Raw genomic sequence first — 13,451 nt, forward strand, 5'->3', positions numbered from 1 at the left:
TATGTTATTTAACTACAGGTATAGTGGTAACTCCCAGGTGTTTAGCGATGCCGGCAGCGCCGGTATCTCCTTTGCGCCTGATACCCATCGTGAACCCACTTTTTTTGTAGGAAAGCTCAGTAAGAAAATCGCTTTCCGTGAAGCCATATCCGCGCTGCATGATGTAGTCGTGTCCGACCTCCGCTTTAAACCGAAAGACAAGACGGAGTACAAGGAGTGGGCCGCGCAGCAGGAAGCTATCTGGCTGGCTGAATTCATGCAGGGCTACGACGCCCGGGCTGCGGATGAAAAAATTGAAAGTCTGCGTGCAGAACTCCGCAAAGTATGGGAAGAGAAGGAGAAGGCCCTGGGCCCTTTCAACAAAGCCAAACGCGCTTACTTTGATTATCTCTATGAAAAGGACAAGGACGCCTGGTTTGTGCTCGACCCGGTGATCAGCGTGCATCCGGATGAAATCTTCTTTGAGTGTTTCAGCCAGGACGAATCGACCTACGGTGAGCTGAGCGCCAGTTACAATGTTTTTAAGGAAGTGAACGAGTTTGAATGCGGTACGACCAATATCGATTATTCGGCTGCGTTATACAATGAGTTCCAGAAAATCAGGGACTATAAGGAAACCGATTTCCGGGTAGACCCGGGAGGTTTCCAGGTGCAGACGTCGCAGGAGGAGCTGTACCATGAGGTGAAGATCGACCTGCCGGACAGCTGGGTACGTGGTTTCCTGCAGGTAAGTTCCGCGATGACTTTGCCTGCTGCTACGTTCGACCTGCATCCGATGGATGTGTACAATTTCTGCAGCTGGCTGAGGAGGTTCCGGGAAACGAAGGGGCCGCGGTCCATCCGTTTTATCCTCGAGCCGGGAAAGCCGGTGCGCGCGGTGTTTGAGCCATGGAACCGGGAAATCGTATGTGCGAGATCGTTATATACGGGACCGCAGGCGCGCGAGATCCGCATCTGGGGGCGCAGGCGCATCCTCATCCTGGAGCGGCTGATCCCTATTGCACGTAAGTTCACCTTACACCTGACGGGCAGCGGATTGCCTTCCTTTTTTATTGCGGACCTGGGGGATATGCAGTTTACCCTTGGCCTCTCCGGCTGGACGGCCAACGACTGGTCCCGCGCAGGGCAGTTTGACCTGATGGCGCCGCGGGCGGAAGTATCCGAGCAGGATAAGTTCAGGGTGTACAATGCCCTGAAAGCCGTATGGTTTAGTTCCGGTGCTGACCTGGTGAAGGCGACAGGGCTGAGCAGCGCCACGGTGCTGGGCGCACTGGGCTTGTTTACCCAGGCAGGGAAAGTGATATACGACCTGCATGCCGGCGTGTACCGCCTGCGTGAACTGAGCCGGGAGCCTTTGCCGATGCACCTGCTGCGCTTCAGCAGTCCGGAAGAGGCAGATGCGGAAGTGCTGGTCAGCCAGGGCAAAGTGGCCTATACAGCCGATGCGATTACCGGCATGGGCATACAGCTGAAAGGTACGGTTACCGTGCAGCGTGTGTACCATCCCGTTATGATCATTGATGCGGATGAAAGAATGACCAATGCGCAATGCGATTGTGATTTCTACCATCAGAACAAACTGTATAAAGGTCCGTGCAAACACTTGTTAGCACTGAGAAAAGCATATGCTGCAAAATAATTTCTGCGAAAAATTTTTGAGAACAGGAATTATTATATAACTTGCCGGCACAATAGAATACAAAGATCTTTATAAAGAGGAATTGATTGCACTTGCGCTCCTTCATGGAGATGAATGATGTTTCGTCATTCAGGTATTTTGACTATACATGCTTCACTAAATGCAATCTTTACTTTGGGAGGGGCCTACTATATCAATATTTACGGTATAAGCCCCTGGGGCTTAAATATCGATATAGTAGGCCCCTCCCTGGAGTTGATTGATTTAGTCAATGGTTTGCACGAAGCGCCCTTTCCTCTTTATAAACTTCTTTCCTCTCTCTCCCCGGTAGCTATATACAGCAATTTTTAATGGTACTTTAATGAATGATTATGCCGGAAGGTTTAACCCGTCAACAGCTGTACGATAGAATTCGCGAAACATCCAAAGAAGAATACATACTGGAAGAAATGGTACGTCTTGGCTTTTGGTCAAGAGATACCGACAGGCCTTCCATCCCCGAAGCGCTGATCAAACAGGAAGGAGAGCTGAACCGCCAGCTGAACCAACTGTTGGCAGAGCGCACCAAATACCGGGATAAGAAGCGCGTGCTCGTGGAAATGCGCAAGCAGCGCATGGCCGCGGCAAAAGCCAAACGCGCCGAAACGAAAAAGCGCAACGAACAGAAACGCATAGCGCGCGCGGCTGCCTGGGCGGAAAAGAAGCAACAGGATATTATTTACCTGGGGGAAAATGTTTCCGCAGGATTGAATAAAAACCAGTCGGACGAAGCGCAGCTCAAAAAATATAACTTACCGGTATGGCACAACGCTACCGACCTGGCAGCCGCCATGCAACTGCCTTTGGGCAAATTGCGCTTCCTGGCTTTTAACCGCAGCGTAGCGCACCAAACGCATTACCAGCGTTTTGCCATCCCGAAAAAATCAGGCGGGGTACGCGTGATTTCCGCGCCTATGCCGCAGCTCAAGGCAGCGCAGCACTGGATACTGGAAAACGTGTTGTACAAAGTGGCAAGCAGCACGGCCGCCAATGGTTTTGTGCCGGGGAGATCGATTGTTACAAACGCGATCCCGCATGTAGGGAAGGATATTGTGGTCAATATTGACCTGAAGGATTTTTTCCCTTCCATTGCCTATAACCGCGTCAAAGGATTGTTCTGCAAGCTGGGTTACAGCGAGCAGGTAGCCACCATCCTGGGCCTCATTTGTACGGAGCCGGAAGTGGATGAAGTAGTGCTGGACGGCCGTAAATACTATGTCGCCAAAACGGCGCGGGTACTGCCGCAGGGCGCGCCCACCAGTCCCGCTATCACCAACCTGATCTGCTACAAGATGGACCGCCGCTTTGAAGGATTGTCCGCCAAATACGGTTACGCCTATACGCGCTATGCGGATGATATGACTTTTTCCGCCAGGGGCGAGGCTGCCGCTAAAGTGGGGCAGCTGCTCTGGGCCGTTAAAAAGGTAGTGGCGGAAGAAGGCTTTGTATTGCATCCGGATAAGCTGAAAGTAATGCGCAAGGGGGACCGGCATGAAGTAACCGGCATTGTGGTGAACCAGAAGCTGGGCATCGACCGGACTACGCTCCGTAAATTCAGGGCGCTGTTGCACCAGGTGGAGCTCACCGGCCTTAGTGGCAAAACCTGGGGTAAGGGTAATATTGTGGCGAGTATGGAAGGGTATGCGAACTTTGTGATGATGGTGAAGCCGGAGCAGGGCAGGGCGCTGAAAGCGAAGCTGGCGGCGATTTTGAGCCGGGCGGATATTAAGGCGGAAGCGCAGGCGATGTGGAAGAATGAGGAGCAGGCGGGGATGGGGGTGGTGCAGGCGGGGGCGCAAGCGGCATCGCAAGCGTCGCAGGCGGCACAGGCATCGCAGGCGGCGCCTCAGGGGAAGAAGGATAATGAAGATCCGTGGTGGAGAGTGGTGTGATGGATACCTTAATAAAAAAACGAGGCGCCAACCGGCGCCTCGTTTTTTTATTGAAACAGTCTTTATTTAAAATCTTAGAGGTTATACCCCAGGGATACATACCATTGTGAACCAACGGTTGGGTTACCCCATGATTGTACATATTTTTTATTCAGGATATTCGCGCCGCCCAGCTTGATGGTAGTCTTAGCTTTCGGGAACAGCTTGGTCACCTGTGCATCCAGCGTGCCATAGGCCGGGATGATGCCCTGGTTGGACACGTTTACGGTGTTGCTCGCGAAGGTGGACTGCCATACGAATTCGTCCTGCCATCTCCAGGTAACGTTAAATCCAAAATAGCTTTTCGCAATGTTCCTGTTACCGAAGTTCAGGTTGTAGCGCACTTTAGGCGTGTTGTACATCGGGAGGAAGCTGCCCAGTTTATCTGCGTCCAGGAGTTCGTTGTAGCTCACGTTACCGCCGAGGGTGAAGCTTGCAGGCAGGGAGTAATCCAGGCCCAGCGCCCATCCCCAGGATTTGATATCCTTATCCAGGCTTACCGGAACGGAGAAGATATTCTGCGTGGTGGCAGAGGTAGGTTGCACAAGGATTTGCGGACCGTTGAAGTGTTTGAAATTATTCGTGTACACGTATGCGTCGATCATGAGTTTCTGATCCACGAGGCCCTTATAACCAATTTCCCATGCGCGGATTTTTTCAGGCTCGAAATCGCGGAACACGTATTGTTCAGGTTTGCCTGCCTGTACGGATTCCAGCGTATATACCGGGCCTTTGTTCAGGCCATAACGCTCACGCAGGAACGGTAAACCGCCGATGAGGTGCGCCTGTGGCGTTTGCAGGTCGATATACTGATCCTGGTTGGTAGGGATGCGGAAACCGGTTTGGTAGGATGCCCTGATGTTGTGGTTTTGCAGGAAGGTATATACAGCGGATAAACGCGGGCTGAACTGGCCTTTGAAGTTCTCGTTCTTATCGTAACGGAGGGAGCCTGTGAGCTTGATATGCTCCTTTAGCAGGTTTTTCATGACCTGTACATAGCCGCCGTATTCATTGATGTTGAACTCATCGCCATTGTCTTTCACGGCGAAGAGGGTTTTTTCCGAATTGAGCGTATATACGCGGTAGTTACCACCGATGAGGATTTCTGCAAAGTGCACGAGTTCCTTGAAGTTATACATAAACTCCGCCTGGTAAAGGTTGGTTTTATCCATGAATTTAGCGCCTACGCCGGTAGCGTCGCCAGGGATTGGTTTGCTTTTCACTTTTTCAGCGGCGGCGTTGAATTCAGGGGAGCCTGGGAGGAAGCGGCCATTGTCCGCCACCGTGCGGGCGTTGGTGTTAAAGGTGCCCCTGTTGGCGTTTACGGCGTTCTGGCCGGCAGCGAGGGCCTGTGCAGGCGTAGCGCCGGTTCGCAGCGCCTGGCCGTAAGCCTGCGCAAAGGCGCCTACGGATTGGGTGGCGTAGGTGCCGAAGTATTGCGTAAACCAGTCGCGGCTGGACTTCCAGGCTTCGTTGATGCCGGAAGCCAGGGTACCCACCGCATAGCTGTCGCCCGATCTTTCCTGGGTAGTATATAATCTCACATAGAAGTTCGTACCACGGAGCTCTGCTTTATATTGACCCATGCGGAAGTTCTTGATGGAGTAGCGGTCCGCCCCGGTGTACACCGTAGTACCGGTACCGTAGCTACCCTGGATCAGGGCTTCCAGGTTTTCATGGATTTTATAGTGCAGGGCGCCATTGATCTTCATGTTTTTGGTATTGTAATCCGCCACATCTTTTTCCGCATAACCGGTACGGCTAACGTAGCTGTTGGCGGCTGCCGGCAGGGCGGAAGCGAGTATCTGCTGGGGGGTAACGGTATTGCCTAACTGGGCGGCTACCGCTGCCAGGGTGGTATTCAGCTGGCTGCCGGGGGTATTGGCCTGGGCGGTCAGCGCGGCGGTCATGTTCTGGTTGATTTCATCGCCGTAGATGTTGACGCCGTTGTACGCTTCGTTATTGGCGCGTGTGCCGTCTGCGAGGGTATGACCGTTGAGCAGGCTCTGGTCGCGGGTATCGTGTGCCTGCCAGTCGTCCGCTTTGATGTAACCGAAGTTGACTTTGAAAGCGAACTTATTGTTGAAGGCTTTGGCGTAGCGCACGGCCACGTCGTAATAGCCGGTAGTGCCGGAGGTGCGGCCGCTTTCGTTGAGGATACCGGTTTTCACGTTGGCGCTGAGGCCCTGGTACTGGAATGGGTTCTTACTGTTGAGCAGTACGATACCATTGAGCGCGTTGGGGCCGTAGAGCGCGGAGGCCGCGCCGGGGATCAGCTCCACGTTGTCCATGTCCAGTTCTGAAATACCGACGATGTTACCTACGGAGAAGTTGAGGCCGGGGGCCTGGTTATCCATACCATCGGTGAGCTGCAGCACGCGGGTATTACCGTTGGCGTTGAAGCCGCGGGTATTGACAGATTTAAAGGTCAGGGACTGGGTGCTCATTTCCACCCCTTTCAGGTTAGCAAGCGCGTCGTAGAAAGTAGGGGCCGGACTGGCTTTGATGGCGCGGGAATCCAGCTTTTCAATGGATACCGGGGATTTCAGGATGCTTTCCTGTACGCGGCTGGCGGCCACTACTACCTCCAAACCGAGGATTTCGGTGGAACTCATCTCCACGGAGATGTTGGCATTGGCGTCATTAACGGTTACTTCCTCTGTTTTATAACCAACATAAGAAAATACAAGGGTTAACGGAAACGCCCGGTTTGTTCTGACGGTAAACCCACCTGTGTTGGAGCTGATGGCGCCTGTATTTGCGCCTTTGACGGCCACGCTGACACCGGCGAGGGGGTTACCACTTGTTTTGTCTTTCACGGTACCGGAGAGGGTAGACTGTGCCTGGGCGAAAAGCATACTTGGGAGCAATAACAGCAAGTAAAGCATTCCCCAGATAAATCGGAGATGATTGCGCTTCATAAACAGTGGAGGTTTTGTTTGATTTCAGTTGATACTTATTAAATATAAGTAAAAAAACCTAATACAAACTCCGCCACTGCAAAATATAACTTAGATCCAGGCCTGCAGTATGTTTCCTATTTTCTCAAACTCAATCAGGAAGCCATCATGACCATAGGAAGAATCTATTTCATGATAAGTTGCGTTAGGAAGGTATTGCGCCAGCAGTTGTTGTTCTTCCGGAGGGCAGAGGATATCGGAGGTGATGCCGATCAGCAGCACGGGCTGGGCGATATGGGAGAGGGAAGTGGGTACGTCCTCATGGCGGCCCCGCGCGATGTTGTGGCTGTCCATCGCTTTGGAGAGGAGCCAGTAGGTTTGCGCGTTGAACCGCTTCACCAGTTTATCGCCCTGGTAAGTGATATAGGAAGAGGCTTTGAAATGATCGGTTTTTTCCTTGTCCGGGTCGGACTGCGTACGTACGAAAGTCTGGTAGTTGCGATAGGTGATCATACCTATTGCCCTGGCGGCTTTCAGACCTTTATGGCCGGCGTGCGGGGTATCCTGTTCCCAGGTATGATCCGCTTCAATAGCGAGGCGTTGCGCCGTATGAATGGCAATGCCCCAGGCGCTTTCCGCGGCGCCGGTGCAAAGGAGGAAGAGGCGTTTGATCATATCCGGTTCCATCAATGCCCATTCCATGGCCTGGTAGCCGCCCATGGAGCCGCCCACCAGCAGGCTGATGGAGGGGATGTTGAGATGGCGGCGCAGCAGGATGTGCGCGTTCACCATATCTCGGATGGTGATAGTCGGGAAGGTCCGGTACCAGGGTTTGCCCGTAAGCGGGTTGAGGGTGGAAGGGCCGGAGCTGCCGTAGCAGGAGCCGAGGATATTGGCGCAGACGATGAAATGACGATTGGGATCAATCACCTTGCCTTCGCCCACGAGGCCGGTCCACCAGTCGGTAACATCACTGTTGGCGGTCAAAGCATGGCAGATCCAAACCACATTACTGCCATCCGGCAGCATGTTGCCGTACGTGTGATAAGCGATTTGCAATTCGGGTAACGTTTCCCCGGATTCCAGCGGGAATACAGCCTTGCTATGAAATACCTTTGCCGACAATGATTTAAAATTTTCGCAAAACTAAGGTTTCAAACACTTAAAATGCAAACAAAATTCAGAATGCCCTGCCAGCGGGCGTTTTAGCATGCTTTGCCAGATGGGGTTGAATGGTTATCTTTACGGTAGAAATTTTAAGTTATGAAGATAGCATTACAAAGAATAGACGATGGATTCAATATGGAAGCGGTAGATGAAAACGGCCACAAGGTGCTGATGGATTCTTCTGTAGAAAATGGCGGTAAGAACAATGGTATTCGCCCTATGCAAATGATCATCATGGGCCTGGGCGGTTGCTCTGCCATCGACATAGTGATGATCCTGAAGAAGCAACGCCAGGAGATCACCGATTTTCGTATTGAGATCGAAGCAGACCGGGAAAAAGGCAAAGAGCCTTCTCTCTGGGAAAATGCGCATCTTGTATTCCACCTGTCCGGCAACATTGACGCCGATAAAGCTGCCCGCGCTGTTGAACTCTCCATGAACAAATACTGCTCCGTGGCTGAAACCCTGCGTAAGGGCGGTACCAGGCTGACCTGGGAAGTGAAACTGAATGCCTAACTATAGAATCTTGCGAGAATGCAGAAAGAAAATCAATACCAACCGGAAACCAACGCGGTAAGGATTCAGACGGCCAGAACAGACCAGATGGAACATTCCACGCCGATGTTTCTTACCTCCAGCTTTTGCTTTGACGATGCGGAGGAAATGAGAGCCACCTTTGCGGATGAAACGGACTTCAACATCTACAGTCGTTTCTCCAATCCCAATGTGGACGAGTTTGTAAGCAAAATGGTAGCCCTGGAAGGAGCGGAGGCCGGTTATGCCACCGCTTCCGGTATGAGCGCCGTATTTGCCAGTTTTATGGCGTTGCTGAAAGCCGGCGACCACCTGTTGTCTGCCCGCTCGATCTTTGGTTCTACCCACACGGTGGTCACCAAGTTTCTGCCTAAGTGGGGGATTGAATATTCCTACTTCGATATGAACGATCCTGCCGGTATTGAAGCGATGATCCAACCCAATACGAAAATGATCTTCGTGGAAACGCCTTCCAACCCGGGCCTGGAAATTATTGACCTGGAATTGCTGGCAGGCATCGCCAACAAACATAACATCATTCTCAACGTAGATAACTGCTTTGCTACGCCGGTGCTGCAACGCCCGCTGGAGCTGGGCGCGCACCTGGTCACCCATTCCGCCACGAAGTGGATCGATGGGCAGGGCCGCGTGCTGGGCGGCGCGGTAGTGGGCAGGAAGGATTTGATCAAGGAGATTTATACCTTCTGCAGAAGCGCCGGCCCTGCGATGTCCCCGTTCAATGCGTGGGTACTGAGCAAGAGCCTGGAAACCCTGTTTGTGCGGATGGAGCGCCATTCCCAGAGCGCCCTTGCGCTGGCGCAGGCGCTGGAAAACAATCCGCACCTCTCCATGGTACGTTATCCGTTGCTGCCCAGCCACCCGCAATACGGGATTGCGAAAAAGCAAATGTCCGGCGGTGGCGGTATCGTGTGCTTTGAGCTGAAAGGCGGTATTGCCAGCGGCGTGAAATTCCTGAATGCCCTGAAGCTGTTGTCGCTCACGGCCAACCTGGGAGATTCCCGCAGCATTGCTTCCCATCCGGCCAGCACCACGCACGCTAAACTGACGGATGCCGAACGCGCCAGCGTAGGTATAACGCCAGGGCTTATACGTATTTCCGTAGGGCTGGAAAATGTGAAGGACATCCTGGCCGATATTGAACAAGCATTGGAACAAAGTAAATAAAAGGAAACGGGCCGGCGCAAAGGCGCTGGCCTGGTTTTATTTGAGCCGGCGGGGTTTGCGGCAACCTGCTGGAAGTGTGGGGTTCTGTTATGCATTGCTGTTCTTAACCAGCCTTCCGGCCCCCTGGATACCTGTTAGACATTACTGTTCTTAGCTAGCCTTCCGGAACCCAGGATACCAGTTATATTTTGCTGTTGATAAACGCCTTTCCCAAACCGCCGGTACCCATCACCCTCTGCTCTCTCGCCAAACTCCCTTTGCGCGCTCTGCCCCTTACGCCCCTTTGCGAGCAAAAATCCCTCTGCCAGCAAACTCCCTTTGCGCGCTCTGCCCCTTACGCCCCTTTGCGAGCAAAAATCCCTCTGCCAGCAAACTCCCTTTGCGCGCTCTGCCCCTTACGCCCCTTTGCGAGCAAAAATCCCTCTGCCAGCAAACTCCCTTTGCGCGCTCTGCCCCCTTACGCCTCTTTGCGAGCAAAAATCCCTCTGCCAGCAAACTCCCTTTGCGCGCTCTGCCCCCTTACGCCTCTTTGCGAGCAAAAATCCCTTTGCCAGCAAAAATTCTTATATTACGCCTATGAAATCCTTCGCCCATTTTTTACTCATCCTGATATTGGCTTACATAGCCGGAATGGTACTCCCCTGGTGGAGCGCGCCCCTTGCCGCATTTCTGATCACTGTGATGTATCCGTTGCGCCCGGGCAAGGCGTTTTTCAATTCTTTTCTCTCCATTTTCATCCTCTGGCTGGTATTGGCTTTCTACCAGGACGTACGGAACGACCACCTGCTCGCCAATAAAATGAGCCTGATCATAATGCAGGTGAAGTCAGCGCCGCTGCTGGGCGTGATCAGCGCCTTCCTCGGAGGGCTTGTATCCGGCTTTGCTGGCCTGACCGCCGCCTACCTGCGCAGTCCGAAGAAAAATCCTGCCGCCGCCTGAGTGGCGTGCCGCTAACCGCTGAAGATAAATCAATGTATGATCAAGCGCCTGCTCTTACTGCTGTCCATGATAGCAGGATACCATGCTGTTATAGCCAATACGCTCAAAGGAGTGGTAACGGATGAACGTAATCAGCCCCTTCCTTATGCGACCGTACTAATCAAAGGCACCACTACAGGTACCACTACTAACGCTTCCGGGCAGTATCAGCTCGAACTGGGAGCCGGGGAATATACCATCGTATGCCAGTATATCGGTTACCGGAAGTCCGAACAAAAAGTGACCATTACATCTCCCCAACAAATCCTCGATTTTCACCTCCAGCCCGTGAGTATGCAAATACAGGAGGTGGTAGTCAAAGCGGGAGGTGAGGACCCGGCGTATGCGATCATACGGGAGGCCATTAAGAAACGCCGCTTTTACCAGCAGCAGGTGGATGAACTGACCTGCATGGCGTATAGCAAAGGGACGATCTCTTCTACCAATGCCCCTAACAAATTTTTTGGTCAAAAAATAGATAAAGCGGAAATGGGGGTGGACAGCCTGGGCCGCGGCGTCATTTTCCTTACCGAAACCGTGAGCAAGGTAGCCTACCGCAAGCCGGACAACCTGAAGCTGGAAGTTATCAGCTCCCGGAAAAGCGGGGGAGGCTTCGGTATCAGCTTCCCGGCCTTTATCAGTTTCTACGACAACAACGTGCAGGCTATCATCTCCCAGATGGGCCCCCGCGGCTTTATTTCGCCCATCGCAGAAAACGCGCTGAACTTTTACAAATACCACCTGGAAGGTACTTTCGTGGAAGATGGGAAACTGGTGTACAAGATAACTGTTACGCCTAAACGTAAATACGAACCCCTGTTTTCCGGCAGCATTTTTATAACGGACGCCGATTGGCGCATCCATAGTACGGACCTGCTGCTCACGCCGGAATACCAGCTGGAGATCCTGGATACGCTGAACATCCGCCAAACGCACGTGCCGGTAACGCCGGAGGTATGGCGGATTAAGGACCAGGTAGTACATATAGCATTTAAAAAATTTGGGTTTGGGGTAGACGGGAATTTCGTGAGTGTGTACAGCGACTATAACCTGAAACCTGCACTGCCGGAAAAATACTTTGAGAAAGTCATCCTGAAGCTGGATTCCGCTTATGATAAGAAGCCACAGTTCTACTGGGACAGCATTCGCCCCGTGCCGCTGGAAGCCTATGAGCAAAAGGACTTCCATACCCGCGACAGTACCGCCAAAGCCAACAGGGACAGCGCTTCCAGCCGCTACCGGCTGGATTCCCTCCGGAAGAAGCAGGGGCATGTTAAACTGCTGGATGTGCTGTGGGGCGGCGTCACCCGGAATTCCTACTTCACGCGGGATAGCAGTATTCAAAGCCATACCCTGCGGTTGAAAGGCCTGACGAAATCCCTGAAGTACAACACCGTGGAAGGCCTCGTGCTGGCGATAGAGCCCAGCGTGAGTTTCAACACCGGCAAGGAAAGCCGCCTGCGGTTGTCGCCCTACTTCCGCTATGGCCTCAGCAACACGCATTTCAACAGCTACCTGGACGCCGTATTCACCAACGAAAGCCGGCTGTTTAACCGCATCGGCAACGATATGTTCATGCTCTCCGGCGGTAAACGGGTGTCCCAATTCAACCATGCAGAGCCAATCGATAACCTGACCAACGAGTTTTATACTTTACTGTTCAGGGAAAACTATATGAAAATTTATGAGAACTGGTTCGTAAAAGGGCAGTACAGCCGCACCTTCCAGAACAAGAACCGGTTAAGCCTTCTGGCAGTATATGAAAACCGGTATCCACTGGAAAACACGACGGACTTCAGCTTCTTCGGCAGTAAGAACAAGGCGTTTACGCCCAATCATCCCTACGAGCTGGCCGGTGTGCCGTTTGAGCGGCACAGCGCGTTTGTGGTAGGGGCCAGCTTCAGCTTCCAGCCGGGGCAGCGGTTTATAGAGCTGCCGGACCGCCGGGTGCCTTTCGGCTCCAAATACCCCCAGTTTGAATTCGCCTATACGAAGGGGATACCGGGCATCGCTAACAGTATCGTGGATTTCGACAAATGGCGTGTAGGCGTGCAGGATAATATGAATTTCAAATTATTCGGCGAGTTCAGGTACCACGTGAATGTAGGCGGATTCCTCAACAGCAGGGTAGTGGAGATACCGGACTACCAGCACTTCAACGGTAACCAGACTTTTTATACCCTCCGCTACCTGAACAGCTTCCAGCTGGCGCCGTACTATCTGTACAGCACCACCGCTTCGTTCTACACTACGGCCAATGTGGAGCATCACTTCAACGGCTTCCTTACAAACAAGATACCTTTGTTCAACCGGCTGAAGTGGAACCTGGTGGCGGGCGCCAATGCCTTTTATGTAAACGGGGACAATAACTACCTGGAAATTTTCGCCGGCCTGGAAAATATTTTCAAGATCGCCCGGGTGGACGTGATTGCTGGTTATCAAAGTAAAGATAATACGCGTATAGGCGTGCGGGTTGGGTTCGGCGGTATCTTCGGCAACCTCCTGAAACCCGGCCAGTAGCCGGCTAATAGCTACCATAAAAAAAGGTGTTTCGTACCAGCGAAACACCTTTTTTATTTGATGTGGTTCAGGACCAGACGACTCCTAATAGCATGTTGTTACTTGCCCTTACGAACTTTTTTGGGAGTGTTTGTGTCAAAATAATATGCCAGCAGCCGGTATATCCAAATGCCAACAATTGCGTAGACGAAATAAGTAATGTAATGACTCATATTCTAACATTTTCGGGTTAAACAATCTTCTTCTCGAACTAGAATTCAAACTAAGTGCCAATCGGGGTGACTAAACTTTAGCGTAAACTTATATACAATAATAATCAAATAGTTATATTAACCACAATATTTTTATCAACATCCACGCGGCTGAAAACCGGTAAATATACGCCCGGAACGCTATCTGATGAGGCAGCTTATTATGGCTCTTCGCTTCACACATTAGTGTTAAGTATAATCAATATGTGGAAAAATATTTACAGGAAGGAAGAAGGTGCGGCCGGGCCTTTGTTACTTACTGCCGCGGGGAAAACTGGCGGCAATAAAAAAACCAGGGTAGAAACCC

At 52.1% G+C, this 13,451-nt stretch carries 8 protein-coding genes; 6 read left to right on the forward strand and 2 right to left on the reverse strand.

The window, feature by feature from the left end:
• Position 1: 1 nt before the first annotated feature.
• Entirely contained in the window at positions 2-1,639 is a 1,638-nt protein-coding gene (locus BOC67_RS03160; protein ID WP_291907153.1) for an SWIM zinc finger family protein, read from the forward strand.
• 371 nt (positions 1,640-2,010) lie between these two features.
• Entirely contained in the window at positions 2,011-3,570 is a 1,560-nt protein-coding gene (locus BOC67_RS03165; RefSeq protein WP_291907155.1) for a reverse transcriptase family protein, read from the forward strand.
• Positions 3,571-3,644: 74 nt separating this feature from the next.
• Here the strand turns inward: BOC67_RS03165 and BOC67_RS03170 are convergent, their stop codons facing one another.
• Both BOC67_RS03170 and metX read right to left on the reverse strand, forming a co-directional pair.
• A complete protein-coding gene (locus BOC67_RS03170; RefSeq protein WP_291907157.1) occupies positions 3,645-6,467 on the reverse strand; it encodes a TonB-dependent receptor in 2,823 nt (940 codons plus the stop codon).
• Between the two features lie 153 nt (positions 6,468-6,620).
• Entirely contained in the window at positions 6,621-7,634 is a 1,014-nt protein-coding gene (metX, locus tag BOC67_RS03175; protein WP_291907159.1) for a homoserine O-acetyltransferase, read from the reverse strand.
• 138 nt (positions 7,635-7,772) lie between these two features.
• Between metX and BOC67_RS03180 the strand changes: the two genes are divergently transcribed.
• The 4 genes from BOC67_RS03180 to BOC67_RS03195 all read left to right on the forward strand — a co-directional run bounded on the left by BOC67_RS03180 (position 7,773) and on the right by BOC67_RS03195 (position 12,893).
• On the forward strand, positions 7,773-8,192 hold the full coding sequence (locus BOC67_RS03180; RefSeq protein WP_291907162.1) for an OsmC family protein: 420 nt from the start codon (positions 7,773-7,775) through the stop codon (positions 8,190-8,192).
• A gap of 18 nt (positions 8,193-8,210) precedes the next feature.
• Positions 8,211-9,395 (forward strand): O-succinylhomoserine sulfhydrylase, encoded by a 1,185-nt coding sequence (locus BOC67_RS03185; protein WP_291907164.1) that lies wholly within the window; start codon positions 8,211-8,213, stop codon positions 9,393-9,395.
• Positions 9,396-9,971: 576 nt separating this feature from the next.
• Positions 9,972-10,334 (forward strand): hypothetical protein, encoded by a 363-nt coding sequence (locus tag BOC67_RS03190; RefSeq protein WP_291907167.1) that lies wholly within the window; start codon positions 9,972-9,974, stop codon positions 10,332-10,334.
• 36 nt (positions 10,335-10,370) lie between these two features.
• Positions 10,371-12,893, forward strand: a complete 2,523-nt coding sequence (locus tag BOC67_RS03195) for a DUF5686 and carboxypeptidase regulatory-like domain-containing protein (protein WP_291907169.1) — start codon at positions 10,371-10,373, stop codon at positions 12,891-12,893.
• Positions 12,894-13,451: the final 558 nt, after the last annotated feature.

This window comes from Chitinophaga sp. CB10 (assembly GCA_001870995.2).
Taxonomy (GTDB): domain Bacteria; phylum Bacteroidota; class Bacteroidia; order Chitinophagales; family Chitinophagaceae; genus Chitinophaga.